Genomic DNA, 14,938 nt, shown 5'->3' on the forward strand with positions numbered 1-14,938 from the left:
TCAGGGTTTGGCGCGTCCCGAGCGGCTCAGCCGCCACTCGGGCGGGAAGTTCAGGTCGTTGTCCTTGACGACGTTGTTGAGGCCCTTTTCGAAGGTGCCGCCGGTGAGGTCGACCTCTTCGGCGTCGTTCTTGATCATCGGCAGCATGCCTTCGACCATGCCGGTGAGCAGGCTGCCGAAGTACTCGCCCTTGTGCTGCTTGTACAGCTCCAGGAAGGTCTTCTGCACCGCGACGGTGTCGGTCGGCCGGGACCGTGAACAGGCCAGCGCGTACTTCTCTGTCTCGGCTTCCAGCTTGTCGCGCGGCACCACGCTGTTGATGAAGCCGCACTCGTACATCTCTTTCGCGCTGAACGGTCTTCCGGTGAACAGCATTTCAGAGAACTTGCGCAGTCCCATCGTCTCGGCCCACCACCACAACCGCGGGCCCCAGCCGACGTACCGGAATGCCGGGTGCCCGAACAGGGCGTCGTCGGAGGAGATCACCAGATCGGCGTCTCCGGCCTGGTAGAAGTGCCAACCGTAGCAGTAGCCCTTGGCCTCGATGATGCTGATCTTCCGAAGTTCTTGCAGCGGACGGTTTCCAGCCCTCGCCTTGGCATAGAAATCGGTGACGGTGGACAGGTAGCGGTAGGAGCCGCCGGGCGGGTACTTGACGTCGTCGTCGTTGATCGCGAGCTCATGGTGCAGCGGCAGACCGGGATTCTCCAGCATCGGCCGCTGCTCGGGCAGGTCGCCCCCGCTGCCGAAATCGTCACCCTCGCCACGGATCACGACGACCTTGACATCGTCGTCGACGTTGCACTTGTGGATCAGGTCCGCGTAGTTCTGCCGCATGCCCAGGCTGGTGGCGTTCTGGGCTTCGGGTCGGTCGAAGGTGATGTAGGCGATCCGGTTCTTCTTGTCCTTCTCGAACCTGATGAACTGCTCGGCTTCTTTCTTCAGCTTTTCGTAGTCGAACTCAACCATGAGCGATCTCCAATGTGTGTTGTTGAATATCCGAGCGAGCCGCCCGCGTCGACGGGAAGCGAAACGCCTGCGATGACACGAGATTCATCGGAGGCGAGGAACAGCGACCACTCATGTCGTTGAGGCCGGCATGGTCTCCCAACCCCGCACCGTCGACGTCGGGCTGAGGGTGGCCTTGGTCAGGTCGACCTCCCAGTCCGGGAAGCGCTTGAGGATCTCCTCCAGCGCGATGCGTCCCTCCAGCCGGGCCAGCGCCGACCCCAGGCAGAAATGGGTCCCGACGCCGAAGGCAAGGTGCTGCCGGGGTCGCCGATGGATGTCGAATTCTTCGCTGTCGGAGCCGAATTGGCGGGGGTCGCGGTTGGCGGCGCCGATCAGCATCATCATCACCGCACCCTCGGGGACGGTCTGGCCGTAGTACGTGACGTCGCGCGTCACATAGCGCGCCGCATGGGGCGCCGGCGGCTCGAAACGCAACAGCTCCTCGATCGCCTGCGGGATCAGGGTGGGGTCGTCGGCAAGCTGACGGCGCTGGTCCGGGTGTTCGGCGAGAACCTTTCCGGCCCAACCGATCAGCCGGGTGGTGGTCTCATTGCCGGCGCCGGCGACCACGTTGAGGTAGATCAGCAACTCGTCGCGGGACAGCCGGCGGGTGGTGCCGTTCTCGTCGACGAACTCGACATTGAGCAGCTCGGTCATGATGTCGTCGGAGGGATGTTCTGCGCGCCAGTCGATGTAGGCGGCGAAGATTTCGCCGGTGACCAATCCGTGGTCGGCGTTCATCGGCTTGCCGGCCTCGGTGCGCATCTGCGCGTTGGTGTGGTCGCGGATGAATTCCTGGTCGTCCTCGGGAATGCCGAGCAGCATGCTGATGACTCTCATCGGCATCTGGGCGCCGAGGTCGCCGACGAAGTCGATGTGTCCAGTCCCGATCAACGGATCCAGCGACTGGGCGCAGAATTCGCGGATCTGCTGTTCGAGTGCCGCGATCTTGCGCGGGGTGAACATCCGGGAGAGCAGCTTGCGGTGGATGTCGTGGACCGGTGGGTCTTCCATGATGAGCAGGCCTGGCGGGATGTCGAGGTTGGCCTTGATCAACTCGACGATGATGCCGCGCGCCGAGCTGAAGGTGGCGTGATCCACCAGTGCCTTGTCGACGTCCTCGAATCGGCTCAACGCATAGAAGTCGTGCTCGGTGTTGTAGTACAGCGGCGCCTGTTCGCGTAGTCGCGCGAAGGTCGGGTAGGGGTTCGCGTTGACGACGACGTCGTATGGGTCGTAATTGACGTCTTGAACATTCGCGTCGGTGCTGATCGTCACGAAATCTTGCCTTTCGCCACAACTTCGGTGATCCGGATGGGGCCGCATGCCGAGTCGATGCCGCCAGTGTGTCAGCGTCTCGGACGGTTGGGGCGATTTGTACTTTTCGCTTAACCAGACCGGGCGTGCGTATACCCGCTACCGGCAACTCTATTGCCGTAGAGAATCAAACGGGGCGGATTGGCGGCCTAATGTGCCGGAGGTTGCAGGGCGGCGCCGTCATGCGTGAGTTGACCTTGATGCTCGCTGCCCAGCACTCCGGCCACGATGGCCGACAGCACCCCGTCGAGTTGCTCCGGTGTGTCGATGATCCGGTCGCCGTGGACGAACCGCAGCATCAGACCGTTGATGAAAGTCAGGGTGACGTTGCTGAGGTCGTCGACCACGTCGGGGGGCAGTTCGGCGCCGTGCGGCAGCAACTGGACCAGGATGTCGTGGTGCAGCTTGGTGAAGGCGTCGACGGCGCGCTGCAGGGTGGCGCCGATCGCCGGGTCGCGGGTGGCATGGATGGTCAGCTCATACCGTGCTCGGGTGCGGCTGAGCTGCGGTTCTTCGCCGCTCTGGATGACGACCTTGGCCAGCGTCGACGCCGATGACCCGTCTTCGACGGCGGCGCCGTCGGCCACCGTCTGCAACGTCGCCAGGTCGAGTTCGACCATCCGCTCGGCGACCGCATGCAGCAACGCCGACCGGGTGCGGAAGTAGAACGACGTCGTGCCGTCCGGCACGCCCGCCCGGCCGTCGACCTTCAGATGGCTCAGGCCCTTGGCGCCGTCGTCGGCGAGCAGCTGTATCGCCGCGTCGCACAGTTCGCGCCGGCGCTGATCGGGGTTGGGCTTGCGTCGTCTAGGTATCCCGGCAGTCTAGCGGCCATTCTCGGCGTCCCGGACGAGTCAGGTTTAGCCGCGATCGGCGCTACTCTATATTCGTAGTGTTAGTGCCGAATTGATTCACCCGTCGAACGGACAACACGTGGCCGCTTCCACCAGCACGCTCCGGCAACCGCACCGCTCGCCGTCGCGACCGCAGGCGTCGCCGCGCGCGGCTCCCGAGGCGATCGGGACGTATCGATTCCAGGTGCTGGCCGCCGGCATCGCCGACGCGGTGATGTCGGTCGGCGGGCTGATCTTCGACCGCGCGATGGCGGGTTGGGACGTCAGCGTCGTGGTCGACGGTCAGCCGGATCGCGGCGTGGATCACCGCCCGATCAGGATCTTGGGCGCGCGCGTCGTCACCCGATCGCCGGACCCGAACGACGACCGTCCGAACCTGCTGGCCGTGGCGACCGACCTGCTGGTCCGCAGCGACGCCGTGCGCCGGCGCGTACTCGAGGCCGGCGACGGCGGCGAGACCGCCGTGCTGCTGTGGGGCCGGCACCATCCGACGAACCTCGGCCGCACCTTCGTCGCGGCCCGGCATCAGCCGAGTGCGGCCGCCCACGTCTTCAAGTCCCAGGCTCTGATGGCCGGTGGGGTGCCGGCGGTCCAGCTCGCCGACGAAGGCTTCTATTCGATGGTGTGATCGTCAGGCCGGCTTGCTCGCGGAGACGAACTGCAGGTTGCGCTGGATCTGCTGCTCGACGCCGGCCAAGCCGGCATCGGAGAACAGGTCGACGAAGTCGTCACGGTCAAACAGCCGCAGCCCGATTACTTTTGCGCTCGCCTGGGTCGCCTGCCGGATGCCGGGCAGACGATTGGCGTAGCTGGTCAAAATCGCCACCCGGCCGCCGGGGCGCAGCACGCGGACCATCTCGCGGGCGACCTTGAAGGGCTCGGGCATCAGGTAGAGCGCACCGAAACAGCAAACAGCGTCGAAGGTTTCGTCGTCGAACGGCAGCGTTCCCGCATCACCGCGGACGTAACAGGTACGTGGCCCACTGTTGTCCTGCACGGCCCGGCTGAGCATCGGCACCGAGATGTCCAGCCCGACAGCCAGTCCGTCCGGCGGCAGTTGTTCCGCCAGTTTGCTGGTGAAATTGCCTGGACCACAAGCGATGTCGAGTAGTCGAGATGCGCCGGACAGTTCCAGGGTATTCGCCGCGCGGCGTTGCTCGGCGCCGGTGGTGACCCCGCTGGCGACGTAAAACGCCACCGGCCGCCACAGCCGTTCGTACACTCCCGCAACCAGCGGACTGTTCATCGCGGCCTGGGCCAGGGTGGGGGTTTCACTGGCCACTGACTCGCCGAGCACATCGAGAAAGCCGTGCCGCAGGCTCGCCTCGCGGTCGAGCAGCGCGCGGGTGGTCTGCAGCGGATCGCCGGTACGGGTCATGGTGTTGAGTCTGCCGGGACGCGCGTTCTTGCTGCAACACGCGCACAGCCCCTAGCCTGGCAACATCTTCGACGGCGACAGGGGCGGCATGGTGAGCGAGTTGACCACGCTGCGCGCCGACGAGCTCGCCGCGCTGGAGATCTTCAAGGGGCGCGCTGCCGAGGACCTGATGCCACTGGCGGCCAGCCTGCAACCGCTGCAGGCCGCGGCCGGCCGGGTCCTGATGCGCCAGGGCGAGCGGGCGGTGTCGTTCCTGCTCATCGCGTCGGGCTCGGCCGAGATCCAGCACGTCGCGGACGACGACGTGGTCACCGTCGAGCACGTGGCGGCCGGCGCGATCGTCGGCGAGATCGCGCTGCTGCGCAACATCCCGCGGACCGCGACGGTGACCACCTCCAACTTGCTGACCGGCTGGATCGGCGACAGCGACGCGTTCGCGCGGCTGGTGCACATCCCCGGGATCATGACCCGGCTGGTGCGCACGGTTCGCCAGCGGCTCGCGGCATTTCTGACGCCGATCCCGGTCCGCACCCGAGACGGCACGGAGTTGCTGCTGCGCCCGGTGTTGCCCGGAGACAGCGCCCGCACCCTGCAGGGACACGTCCGCTTCTCCGCCGACACGCTGTACCGGCGGTTCATGTCGGCACGGGTGCCGAGCCCGGCGCTGATGGATTATCTGGCCGAGGTCGACTACGTCGATCACTTCGTCTGGGTGATGACCGACCGCGACGGCAATCCGGTCGCCGACGCCCGGTTCGTGCGCGAGGACCACGATCCCGTCGTCGCCGAGATCGCGTTCACGGTCGCCGACGCCTACCAGGGTCGCGGCATCGGCTCGTTTCTGATCGACGCCCTCGCCGTCGCCGCGCGAGTGGCCGGGGTGGAGAAGTTCTCGGGCCGGATGCTCGCCGACAACGTCGCGATGCGCACCCTGATGGACCACTACGGCGCGTTCTGGCAGCGCGATGACGTCGGGGTGGTCACCACTGTCGTCGACGTTCCCGACTCCGCGCATCTGTCACTGGACAGCGACATGGTTGCCGCTGTCAAACATGTTGCCCGCCAAGTCATTCAAGCCGTCAGCTGATATGCGGCGGTCTGCGGCGGCGGCGATACTGCTACTGCTCGCCGGTTGTGCCCACCCGGCGGAACGCCCGGCGGCGCCGTCGGCCGGCACGTCGGCGCGGCAGATCGACCCCGGCAACATCCGACGGGTTCGGCGTGATCTGCCGCCCGGTTACGAGGTGGCTCCGATGACGGATCAGGTTACACCACAACGGCTTTGGGGACTTGCGGGTGTCGGTGTGGCCAGTCCGGACCGCTGTGGGCAGCTGGCCGACCCAGCCGGTGGGCGTGGGCAGCGGGCGCAAGGCATTTCCGGGTCTGGTGCCGGGGGCACGGTGTACGCGGTGGTCGTCCCGGCGCCGGCCGGCCCGGTGTCGCTGGATCACGCCCTGCTGGACCAGTGTGGGCAGTGGAGCATGACCGACGGCCGGGCCCGTGCCCGTGTCCGCATCGTCGACGCACCCCACATCGACTCCGCCGAGACGCTGGGAATGGCGGTGAAGATAGCGACGTCGGTCGAGGGCGGCAATGAAATCGCCTCGCAGGCAAGCACCTTCACGGCGTACCTTGGTGATTACTACGCCTTCACCACGCTGATCAGCGATCCCGGCTCACCGCACCCGGCATTGTCGCCGCAATTCGCGGCCGACCTGCTGGTGAAAACGGTATCAGCGGTACGTGGGTGAGGGCGGTGCGTTAGATTGGCGCGAATGATGCGGATTGCGGTTGCGATCGGGACGGTCTGCACGTTGGCGGCGTGCTCCCACGGATCATCGGAGGCGCCACCGTCTGCGGATATCTCGAAGATCACGCAGGTCAAGTCGGACTTCGGGCCGGGCTACAAAGTCAAGGAAACAGCCAAAACCGCAATCGATCCCAAGGTGCTGGCCACCCACAAGCTGCCACCTGGACTGACCTTCGATCCGCCCGACTGCGCGGAGTTCGTCATTGGTGACGACATGCCGGCGGGACTGCAGGGGAACATGGCCGCGGTGGCCGCCGAAGGTGAAGGCGGACGCTTCATTGCGATGGCAGTCCAGACGTCGGCCCCGGTGCCGTTCAAAGAGCCCGCGCGAAACTGCAGCAAAGTGGCGTTCCAGGGTGGCCGGGTGCGCGGGCTGATCGAGATCGTCGAGACGCCGCACATCGACGGCACCCAGACACTCGGTGTGCACCGGCTGCTGCAAACCGTGGTGCAGGGCAAGCCGCGCAGCGGCGAGTTGTACAACTACACGGCGCATTTCGGCGAGTACCAGGTGATCGTCACCGCCAACCCGATGCCGATTCCTGGTCAGCCGCCGAAACCGGTCGACACCAAACAGGCGCGCGACCTACTGGTGAAGTCGGTGGCCGCGATCAAGAACTGATCGCTAGCGGACGTCCCGGGGCCGGAACTGGAGGCTGACCCGCGGACCGGTGCTGGCCGACGTCTTCGGCACCGAATGTTCCCAGGTGCGCTGACATGAGCCGCCCATCACGAGCAGGTCGCCGTGGGCCTGTGGCAGTCGCAGCGATGCACCGCCCCCGCGGGGCCGCAGCGCGAAGGTGCGGGTGGCGCCGAGGCTGACAATGGCCACCATGGTGTCCTGCGTGCTGCTGCGTCCGATGGTGTCGCCGTGCCACGCGACACTGTCGGATCCGTCGCGGTACCAGCACAGGCCGACACTGGTGAACGGTTCGCCGAGCTCGCCGGCGTAGATGTCGTTGAGCCGTCGACGGATTCGGGCCAGCTGCGGATGCGGCGCTTCGTCGACGGTCAGATCGTGGAAGCTCACCAGGCGGGGCACGTCCAGCACCCGGTCGTACATCTGTCGGCGCTCAGCGCGCCAGGGGATGGTCTCCATGAGCTCGCCCAGCGTCTCGTCGGCCCCGGTCAACCACCCGGAGCGCACGTCGATCCAGGCACCGTGCTCCAGCAAGCGGCGTTCGTTGCACTCGAACAACGACTGCTGTACCTCCATCGCCACGCCCGCGATTCTATCGCACGTCTGTTCGATTTTCGCCTGCGGCGCCGCCGTCCGGAGCCGGCCGGCACGAGGTGTCGCGTGGTGCGGTTACAGGAGCGCGGCGCCGGGGCCACGCTCGCCGAGCGCGTCGCCGGGATTGAACAGCGCGCATGCCTTCAGGCTCAGGCAACCGCAGCCGATGCAGTCGGCGAGGTTGTCGCGCAGACGCTGCAGATGCAGGATGCGATCGTCGAGATCGGAGCGCCAGCCGGCGGACAGCTTCGCCCAGTCCCGGCTGGTGGGCGCGCGATCGGCGGGCAGGCCGGTCAGCGCATCGCGGACCCGGGCGAGTGGGATGCCCAGGCGCTGCGACATCTTGATGAAGGCAACCCGTCGCAGGGTGTCACGGCTGTAGCGGCGCTGGTTGCCTGACGTCCGGCTACTGGTGATCAAGCCCTGCCGCTCGTAGAAGTGCAGGGCCGAGACGGCGACCCCGGCACGCGCCGCGAGCTCACCGGGATGCAGTTCCGGGCCGGACACAACCTGAACAATACTTGGGGTTCGGTAGGTCACCGACACGCTCCGGGCCGGACACCGAACGATCACGATCCGGCCGCCGACCTGCCGCCGCCGGGCCGGACCTGTCACTGTCGTAGACGTGACTATGGATGTTGACGACGAGCTGGCGCTGTACACGGACAAACGGCCCTATCGCTGCGCGAACGGACACTGGCTGCTGCCCGGGCACATGCTCGTCGCCACCAGGGCGTGCACCTGCAGTCGAGCCCGGCACACCACCTGGGAATGCGAGTGCGGCGACGTCACCTATTCGCCGAAGTTGCGCGAAGCCTGCGCCTTGGGTTGACCCGGAGGCGCTGAACAGCAGGCCGGGCAGGCAATGACGCGGCTTCGCGACCCCAGGGTTCGGTGCGCAATGTCAGCGCCAGCTGGGTAGCCAGATCTCCATGTTCCAGGTGTTCTGCGAAATCGGCTGACCGGTCAGGATCGGGAACAGCCAGGCGAAGTTCGTCAAAACCAGTGCGACGTAACAGGACACCGCGATGAGCCCGAGGCTGCGCCGCTCCGCACCCTGATTGGGTTTGTAGAGGATGTCGCCGAGGACGAGGGCGATCGCCATCGCCAGGAACGGCGCCATGGTCGCCGCGTAGAAGAAGTACATCTGTCGATCGATGTCACCGAACCACGGCAACCAGCCCGCACAGTATCCGACCAGCACCGCGGCATAGCGCCAGTCGCGGCGCACCAGCATCCGCCAGCCCGCGTACAGCAGCACGGGTACCGAGATCCACCACATCGCCGGTGTGCCGACCAACATCACCGCTTTGACGCACGACTGCGCGCCGCAACCTGGAACGTTCTGCTGGTCGATCGCGTAGAGCACCGGTCGTAACGACATCGGCCATGCCCATGGCTTGGACTCCCACGGGTGGTAGTTGCCGGCGGCGTTCGTCAACCCGGCATGGAAGTGGTACGCGTTCGCGGTGTAATGCCACAGCGAGCGGATCGCATCGGGCAGCGGTACATTCGAGTGTCGGCCGATCGACTGACCTACTTCGTGGCGGTCGATCCCCGTCTCGGACGCGAACCACGGCGCGTAGCTGGCCAGGTAGACCCCGAACGGAATCAGCAACAGCGCGTAAGCCGTTGGGAACAGGTCACGGCGTACCGTGCCCAGCCACGGCCGCAGCACCCGGTACTGCCTGCGGGCCGCCACATCGAACGCCAATGACATCAACCCGAAGAACACGACGAAGTACAGCCCGGACCACTTTGTCCCGCAGGCCAATCCGAGCAGCACGCCCGCGCCGAACCGCCACCACCGCACCCCCAGCCGCGGTCCCCAGACCGTCTCGGCGATGCGGCCCTCGGTGAACGCCACATGCATGCGTTCGCGCATCTGATCGCGGTCGACGATCAGCGCGCCGAACGCGGCGAGCACCAGAAACGCCAGGAAGCCGTCGAGCAGCGCGGTGCGAGCCACCACAAAGCTGACCCCGTCGGCGATCACCAGCAGTCCCGCGATCGCCCCGACGAGCGTCGAACGACTGATCCGCCGCACGATCCGGACGACCAGCGCCACCAGGATCGTGCCCAGGACCGCGCCGGTGAAGCGCCACCCCAGGCCGGTGTAGCCGAACAGCGCCTCGCCGGTCGCGATCAACTGCTTGCCCACCGGCGGGTGCACGACCAGTCCGTAACCGGGGTTGTCCTCCACGCCGTGGTTGTGCAGCATCTGCCAGGCCTGTGGCGCGTAGTGCTTCTCGTCGAAGACCGGTGTGCCGGCGTCGGTGGGCGATCCCAGGTTCACCGTTCTGGTCAGCGCGGCCAGCGCCGTGATGACGCCGGTGACCACCCATCCCTCGAGCCGGTCCACCGGACCGAAATCGGGTGCGGGCGCCAACGGTCCGGGGCTGATCACCGGTGCTTCGTCGTCGGCGACGAGCTCGTCGGTCAAGGCGGTCATCAGAACTGATCGTAGGCTGTCGCCCATGAGCTCGGGCCGACTGCTGCTGGGCGCCACGCCGCTGGGCCAGCCGTCCGACGCGTCGCCCCGGCTGATCGCCGCGCTGGCGACGTCCGACATCGTGGCTGCCGAAGACACCCGCCGGTTGCGAATGCTGGCCAAGGCGCTCGACGTCGAGGTCGCCGGAAAGGTGGTCAGCCTCTTCGACCACAACGAAGCGGCCCGGGTGCCCGCTCTGGTCGAGCAGATCGCCGCCGGGGCCACCGCTCTGGTGGTCAGCGACGCCGGGATGCCGTTGATCAGCGATCCGGGCCACCGGCTGGTGGCGGCCTGCGTGCAAGCCGGCATCGTGGTGCAGTGTCTGCCCGGTCCGTCGGCGGTGACGACCGCGCTGGCCGTCTCGGGCCTGCCCTCGGAGCGGTTCTGTTTCGAGGGATTCGCGCCGCGCAAACAGGGGGCGCGCCGCACCTGGCTGGCGTCGCTGGCGACCGAGCAGCGCACAGCGGTGTTCTTCGAGTCGCCGCGCCGCCTGCATGCCTGCCTGCTCGACGCGGTCCAGCAGCTGGGCGGCGACCGGCGGGCCGCCGTCTGCCGCGAGCTGACCAAGGTGCACGAAGAAGTGCTGCGCGGATCGCTGGACGAGCTGGCCGACTGGGCCGCCGACGGCGTGCTCGGTGAGATCACCGTGGTGCTGGCGGGCGCGGTGCTGCAGACGGATCTGCCCACGCTGGTGACTCAGGTGATCGCGCTGGCCGACGACGGGATGGGTGTCAAAGATGCCTGCGCGCAGGTGATTTCGGCTACGCCGGGGGCGACGTCACGGCGTGAGCTCTACGACGCGGTGCTGCGGGCCCGCGGCTGAGACCGCGCTCGCTCCGATGATCGGGGCGGCCTTGTGCAGGCACTCCTCCCATTCGGCATCGGGGTCGGAATCGGCGGTGATTCCGCCGCCGGATCCCAGCACCGCATTGCCGACCGCGTCGAACTCCACCGTGCGGATCGCGACGTTCAACTCGCAGCCGGCCACCGGTGACGCCAAACCGACTGTGCCGCAATAGACTCCGCGACTTTCCTGCTCCCACTGTGAAATCAGCTCGCGGGCACGCAGTTTGGGTGTTCCGGTGATGGACGCCGGCGGAAAGGTGGCTTCCAGCAGCGCCGCGGTGGGCAGCTGCACCGGAACCTGCGCCGACACCGTCGACACCAGATGCCACACGCCCGGCGCGGGCCGCACGACGAGTAGCTCGGGCACCGTGACCGAACCGGTGACTGCGACCCGCCCCAGGTCGTTGCGGACCAGGTCGACGATCATCACGTTCTCGGCGACGTCCTTGCTCGACGCCCGCAACGCCGACGGGGGAGCGTACAGCGGCAACGTGCCTTTGATCGGGCTCGACGTCACCAGATCACCACGGCGGCAGAGGAACAACTCCGGTGACAACGAAGCAACCGCACCCCAGGAACCGGCGACGTAGGCCGCCCGGGCCGGATCCGTGCGTGCGACACCGTCGAGGAAGAAGTCCAGCGGATCGCCGGTGATCGTGCCGGTGAACTGGGTGCACACGCAGGCCTGGTACACCTCGCCTGCCCGGATGGCCTCCAGGCAGGCCAACACGCCGGCCCGGTGCGCCTGCTGGTCGGCGGCGCTCCAGTCGATCCGGTACGCCCGCGTGGCGGTCGGAGAGGTCAGCGCCTCGGCCAGCCACCCGGGCATCGGGGCGCCGGACAAGCTCTCGTACCACCACTGCCGATCGCGGTCGCAGCGCAGCACGCAGTCCGTCCAGCCGCCGGCGGCCTCGGGAACCCGGCCGGAGCGTCCCGCAGAACCGTGATCCGGGTAGGACAGGTAGCCGATCCAGCCCCCGCCGACCGTGGTGCTGTGCGAGCCGGGCCGGACGTCGAAGGCATCGGCCGGGTCGACGGGACGGACTGCCAGGCTGGGCGCGATGACGGCCAGTGCGCCGAACCACTGCCCGGTCAGGGCGGCGGGCGGCGGCAGGTCGAATCGGCGGGTGGCGTCGCCGACGGCGCGAAGCACCTCGTGGGCGCTGCCCAGATCGCCGAGCCGGTCGATTCGCACGCCCCTAGCTTGGCAGAAATCTCAGCCGCGGCTGATTTTGCGTGCAGTGGTGACCGCGGCGAGCTTGTCCGGATTACGCATCGCGTAGAAATTGCTGATCTTGCCGTCGACGATCTCGACGGTGAAGACGCCCTCCAAGGTCTCTCCGGCGTAGAGCAGGACGGCGGGGGCGGAGTTGCAGACCACCATTTCCGCGCGGACATCCGGCAGCTGCATGCCGCGGCTGATCAGCCCCACCATCGCCCGGGCGACCTTGTCGGCGCCGACCACCGGACGGCGGGCCGCGCTGGCCTTGCCGTTGCTGTCGGCGGTCCACACCACGTCGGGGGCCAGCATCGACATCACCGCCTGCACGTCGCCACCGGCCGCCGCGGCCATGAACTCGGCGGCGATCCGGGTGTTCTGGGCGGGGTCGGCCGGTGCGAAGCGTTTGCGCCGCGCCTGCACGTGCTCGCGGGCGCGGTGCGCGACCTGACGTACCGCCGGCACCGATTTGCCTACCGCCGAGGCGATTTCGTCGTAGTCGAAGCCGAACGTCTCGCGCAGCACGAACACCGCCCGCTCGTCGGGACTCAATGTTTCGAGCAGCACCAGCATGGCCATCGAAACCGATTCGGCCAGAACGACATCGGCCGAGGGATCCTGCTCGTCGAGCAGCAGCGGCTCGGGCAGCCACGGGCCGACGTAGTCCTCCCGGCGCCGGGCACCCGCCCGCAGCGCGTTGAGCGCCTGGCGGGTGACCAGCCGGGCCAGATAGGCCTTGGTGTCCTGCACGCCGCTGAGGTCGACCTCGGCCCACCGCAGGTAGCTGTCCTGCAGCACGTCATCGGATTCGGTTGTCGAGCCCAGGATTTCGTAGGCGATGGTGAACAGCAGCGGCCGCAGCAGGATGAACCGCTCGGCGTGATCGGCGGGGGCGGTCATGGCACCGCGACCGTCTCGTCCGCGCGACGCTGCGCCCGCCCGCCACCCTTGAGCCACCGATACCAGCCGGGCTTGGCGGCCTCTTTGCGAATGCCCCACACCGTGCCCTTGCAGACCAGTTCCTTGATGGACGCGGCGATCCGGCCGCCGACGAACAGGTTCATCGGAGTGTCGTCGAGGTGGGCGAACTGGACCGTGGCGTATCGACGCCCGATGCTGATGCACTGTCCCGTGAAAGCCTGGTCGACCGCGGCCGGCCGGGTGCCGGCGATGCGGCTGAGCACCGTGTCGGCGGCTTGCGCGCCCAACGGGATCGCGGCCTGGCAGCTCATCCTCAGCGGCTGGCCGGACGGCGCCGCGGCGTCACCGGCCGCCACAATGCGGGGATCGTCCACGCTGGTCAGTGTCTCATCGGTGAGCAACCGGCCCAGGGTGTCGGTGTGCAACCCGCTGCGGGCGGCCAGTTCCGGAACCCCGAAGCCCGCCGTCCACACCGTCAGGGCGCTCGGCAGCAGGGAGCCGTCGGCGAGCACCACGGCGTCGGCGCGGACCTCGGCGACAGTTGCGGTTTCGCGCACGTCCACACCGAGGCGGCGCAACCACTTGGCCACCGAGCGGCGACCGGGCCGGCTCAGTGATGGGCCCAGCGTTCCGCCGCAGACCAGGTGCACCCGACGCCCCTGCTCGGCCAGCTCGGATGCCGCTTCGATGCCCGTCAGCCCCGCGCCGACGACGGTGATCGGCGCGGCGGGATGCAGCTCGCCGAGCGCATCGCGGAGTCGTTCGGCCTGCTCGAATTCGGCTACTGGATAGGCGAATTCGGCGGCGCCGGGCACCGCTGCCGGGACCACGCCGGTGCTGCCGACCGCATAGATCAGGTAGTCGTAGTTCAGCGTCGCGCCGGAGGACAGCTCGACGGTGCCCTCGGCGGTGTCGATCCGCTCGGCCTGGTCGACGACCAGGCGGATGCCCTCGCCGAGCAGCGTTCCGTAGTCGACGGCCGCGCTGCCGCTGCCGGCGGCCATTTGATGCAGGCGGATCCGCTCGACGAACACCGGTCGCGGGTTGACCACGGTGATGGTGTCGATGGCGGGGTTCAGCCGCAGGCGGTTGGCGGCCAGTGTGCCGGCGTATCCGCCGCCGATCACGACGATGTGAGTGCGCTGGGCGGTCATGGTGTTCTCCTGTCTCGGGGGATGTGCTGCCCTCAAGACACCGCTGCGCTCATCGTTGTGACAGCTGCCCGGCCGCTGTGACCAGGCTCACGCCGCCGCGCACACCTCGGCGACCAGGATGTCGACCCGGGCGTCGTGGAACTCGGGGCGCAGGCGGCCGCTCCGGTCCAGCGTGATCAGCCCGTGCAGAGCGGCCCACACCACCTCGGTCAGGGTGTCGGGATCACGGGCGCCGGCCACCGCTTCGACCGCGGCCCGCAGCTCCTCGAAGGCCGCGTTCAGTTCGTCCGGGGTGTCCTCGGCGGCGAACACCAGCGTGCTCGCCCGGATGAACATGGCGTCGAACAGCGCCGGATTGTCGCGGGCGAACCCGGTGAAGGCGTGGGCGACTCGGGCCAACGCGGCGTGGCTGTCGGTAGCTTGCGCACGCGCGGCGGAAAGGGCGTCGCGCAGTTCACCGAAGCCCTGGACGGCGACCGACGCCACGATGCCCTCCATGCCGGCGAAATGCTTGTAGAGCACCGGCTGGCTGTATTCGATTTCGGCCGACAGCCGGCGGGTGGTGACCGCCTCCCAACCCTCGGCCTCGGCCAGCCTGCGCGCCGTGGCGGTGATCAATTGCCGGCGCGCGGCGCGCTCGCGCTCCCTGCGGTCCTCGATGGCCATGGCTGCATGCTAGCTCTGCTATCAACGCTAGCGACGC

The 14,938-nt window shown here is 67.8% G+C and carries 17 protein-coding genes; 6 read left to right on the plus strand and 11 right to left on the minus strand.

Going from position 1 to position 14,938, the window contains the following annotated elements; genetic code table 11:
• From ACZYW1_RS16335 to ACZYW1_RS16345, 3 genes are all read right to left on the minus strand, one after another.
• The gene (locus ACZYW1_RS16335; RefSeq protein WP_463787227.1) at positions 1 to 969 is read right to left on the minus strand and encodes an enoyl-CoA hydratase/isomerase family protein; all 969 of its coding nucleotides are present in this window, start codon (positions 967 to 969) and stop codon (positions 1 to 3) included.
• A 111-nt stretch (positions 970 to 1,080) separates the two neighbouring features.
• Positions 1,081 to 2,289 (minus strand): cytochrome P450, encoded by a 1,209-nt coding sequence (locus tag ACZYW1_RS16340; RefSeq protein ID WP_463787228.1) that lies wholly within the window; start codon positions 2,287 to 2,289, stop codon positions 1,081 to 1,083.
• A gap of 188 nt (positions 2,290 to 2,477) precedes the next feature.
• A complete protein-coding gene (locus ACZYW1_RS16345) occupies positions 2,478 to 3,143 on the minus strand; it encodes a TetR/AcrR family transcriptional regulator (RefSeq protein ID WP_463787854.1) in 666 nt (221 codons plus the stop codon).
• A gap of 118 nt (positions 3,144 to 3,261) precedes the next feature.
• On the opposite strand from ACZYW1_RS16345, the gene ACZYW1_RS16350 reads away from it, so the two are divergent.
• On the plus strand, positions 3,262 to 3,810 hold the full coding sequence (locus ACZYW1_RS16350) for a hypothetical protein (RefSeq protein ID WP_463787229.1): 549 nt from the start codon (positions 3,262 to 3,264) through the stop codon (positions 3,808 to 3,810).
• 3 nt (positions 3,811 to 3,813) lie between these two features.
• On the opposite strand, the gene ACZYW1_RS16355 is transcribed toward ACZYW1_RS16350, so the two are convergent.
• On the minus strand, positions 3,814 to 4,560 hold the full coding sequence (locus ACZYW1_RS16355) for a class I SAM-dependent methyltransferase (protein WP_463787230.1): 747 nt from the start codon (positions 4,558 to 4,560) through the stop codon (positions 3,814 to 3,816).
• A gap of 88 nt (positions 4,561 to 4,648) precedes the next feature.
• Here ACZYW1_RS16355 and ACZYW1_RS16360 point away from each other — a divergent pair, with 88 nt between their 5' ends.
• From ACZYW1_RS16360 to ACZYW1_RS16370, 3 genes are read left to right on the plus strand one after another with little or no spacing between them, the layout of a single operon-like run.
• Complete coding sequence (locus ACZYW1_RS16360; protein ID WP_463787231.1) at positions 4,649 to 5,647, plus strand: GNAT family N-acetyltransferase; 999 nt, start codon at positions 4,649 to 4,651, stop codon at positions 5,645 to 5,647.
• Position 5,648: 1 nt separating this feature from the next.
• Positions 5,649 to 6,311, plus strand: a complete 663-nt coding sequence (locus ACZYW1_RS16365) for a DUF5642 family protein (protein WP_463787232.1) — start codon at positions 5,649 to 5,651, stop codon at positions 6,309 to 6,311.
• 24 nt (positions 6,312 to 6,335) lie between these two features.
• Positions 6,336 to 6,992 (plus strand): DUF5642 family protein, encoded by a 657-nt coding sequence (locus ACZYW1_RS16370; protein ID WP_463787233.1) that lies wholly within the window; start codon positions 6,336 to 6,338, stop codon positions 6,990 to 6,992.
• A 3-nt stretch (positions 6,993 to 6,995) separates the two neighbouring features.
• Here ACZYW1_RS16370 and ACZYW1_RS16375 read toward each other — a convergent pair whose 3' ends face one another.
• Together ACZYW1_RS16375 and soxR are read right to left on the minus strand one after the other, a co-directional pair.
• Positions 6,996 to 7,586, minus strand: a complete 591-nt coding sequence (locus ACZYW1_RS16375; protein WP_463787855.1) for an alpha-ketoglutarate-dependent dioxygenase AlkB — start codon at positions 7,584 to 7,586, stop codon at positions 6,996 to 6,998.
• A gap of 93 nt (positions 7,587 to 7,679) precedes the next feature.
• A complete protein-coding gene (soxR, locus tag ACZYW1_RS16380; protein ID WP_463787234.1) occupies positions 7,680 to 8,111 on the minus strand; it encodes a redox-sensitive transcriptional activator SoxR in 432 nt (143 codons plus the stop codon).
• A gap of 118 nt (positions 8,112 to 8,229) precedes the next feature.
• On the opposite strand from soxR, the gene ACZYW1_RS16385 reads away from it, so the two are divergent.
• Positions 8,230 to 8,436, plus strand: a complete 207-nt coding sequence (locus ACZYW1_RS16385; protein ID WP_463787235.1) for a hypothetical protein — start codon at positions 8,230 to 8,232, stop codon at positions 8,434 to 8,436.
• 72 nt (positions 8,437 to 8,508) lie between these two features.
• Here the strand turns inward: ACZYW1_RS16385 and ACZYW1_RS16390 are convergent, their stop codons facing one another.
• Positions 8,509 to 10,056 carry a dolichyl-phosphate-mannose--protein mannosyltransferase gene (locus ACZYW1_RS16390; RefSeq protein ID WP_463787236.1) on the minus strand — a complete coding sequence of 516 codons (1,548 nt, stop codon included), beginning with the start codon at positions 10,054 to 10,056 and terminating at the stop codon, positions 8,509 to 8,511.
• Positions 10,057 to 10,081: 25 nt separating this feature from the next.
• On the opposite strand from ACZYW1_RS16390, the gene rsmI reads away from it, so the two are divergent.
• Positions 10,082 to 10,918 (plus strand): 16S rRNA (cytidine(1402)-2'-O)-methyltransferase, encoded by an 837-nt coding sequence (rsmI, locus tag ACZYW1_RS16395; protein WP_463787237.1) that lies wholly within the window; start codon positions 10,082 to 10,084, stop codon positions 10,916 to 10,918.
• Here the strand turns inward: rsmI and ACZYW1_RS16400 are convergent.
• The 4 genes from ACZYW1_RS16400 to ACZYW1_RS16415 form a co-directional block, all read right to left on the minus strand.
• Entirely contained in the window at positions 10,874 to 12,136 is a 1,263-nt protein-coding gene (locus ACZYW1_RS16400) for an aminodeoxychorismate synthase component I (protein ID WP_463787239.1), read from the minus strand. The two genes, rsmI and ACZYW1_RS16400, sit on opposite strands and share 45 nt — an antisense overlap.
• Before the next feature lie 21 nt (positions 12,137 to 12,157).
• Positions 12,158 to 13,060: an RNA polymerase sigma-70 factor gene (locus tag ACZYW1_RS16405; RefSeq protein ID WP_463787241.1), complete on the minus strand. Its 903-nt coding sequence runs from the start codon at positions 13,058 to 13,060 to the stop codon at positions 12,158 to 12,160.
• Positions 13,057 to 14,235, minus strand: coding sequence for an NAD(P)/FAD-dependent oxidoreductase (locus ACZYW1_RS16410; RefSeq protein WP_463787242.1), 1,179 nt, complete (start codon positions 14,233 to 14,235; stop codon positions 13,057 to 13,059). The genes ACZYW1_RS16405 and ACZYW1_RS16410 overlap by 4 nt, the downstream gene beginning before the upstream one ends.
• An 87-nt stretch (positions 14,236 to 14,322) precedes the next feature.
• Positions 14,323 to 14,901: a TetR/AcrR family transcriptional regulator gene (locus ACZYW1_RS16415; protein ID WP_463787243.1), complete on the minus strand. Its 579-nt coding sequence runs from the start codon at positions 14,899 to 14,901 to the stop codon at positions 14,323 to 14,325.
• Positions 14,902 to 14,938 lie beyond the last annotated feature (37 nt).

Source organism: Mycobacterium sp. IDUB_36, from assembly GCF_055419225.1.

Excerpts from the sequence above, each read along its gene's own strand:
- ACZYW1_RS16355 (WP_463787230.1), bottom strand. The coding sequence starts at position 4,560 with ATGACCCGTACCGGCGATCCGCTGCAGACCACCCGCGCGCTGCTCGAC.
- ACZYW1_RS16360 (WP_463787231.1), top strand. The coding sequence starts at position 4,649 with ATGGTGAGCGAGTTGACCACGCTGCGCGCCGACGAGCTCGCCGCGCTG.
- ACZYW1_RS16415 (WP_463787243.1), bottom strand. The coding sequence starts at position 14,901 with ATGGCCATCGAGGACCGCAGGGAGCGCGAGCGCGCCGCGCGCCGGCAA.
- ACZYW1_RS16335 (WP_463787227.1), bottom strand. The coding sequence starts at position 969 with ATGGTTGAGTTCGACTACGAAAAGCTGAAGAAAGAAGCCGAGCAGTTC.
- ACZYW1_RS16410 (WP_463787242.1), bottom strand. The coding sequence starts at position 14,235 with ATGACCGCCCAGCGCACTCACATCGTCGTGATCGGCGGCGGATACGCC.
- ACZYW1_RS16365 (WP_463787232.1), top strand. The coding sequence starts at position 5,649 with ATGCGGCGGTCTGCGGCGGCGGCGATACTGCTACTGCTCGCCGGTTGT.
- ACZYW1_RS16390 (WP_463787236.1), bottom strand. The coding sequence starts at position 10,056 with ATGACCGCCTTGACCGACGAGCTCGTCGCCGACGACGAAGCACCGGTG.
- ACZYW1_RS16375 (WP_463787855.1), bottom strand. The coding sequence starts at position 7,586 with ATGGAGGTACAGCAGTCGTTGTTCGAGTGCAACGAACGCCGCTTGCTG.
- ACZYW1_RS16370 (WP_463787233.1), top strand. The coding sequence starts at position 6,336 with ATGATGCGGATTGCGGTTGCGATCGGGACGGTCTGCACGTTGGCGGCG.
- ACZYW1_RS16405 (WP_463787241.1), bottom strand. The coding sequence starts at position 13,060 with ATGACCGCCCCCGCCGATCACGCCGAGCGGTTCATCCTGCTGCGGCCG.
- rsmI (WP_463787237.1), top strand. The coding sequence starts at position 10,082 with ATGAGCTCGGGCCGACTGCTGCTGGGCGCCACGCCGCTGGGCCAGCCG.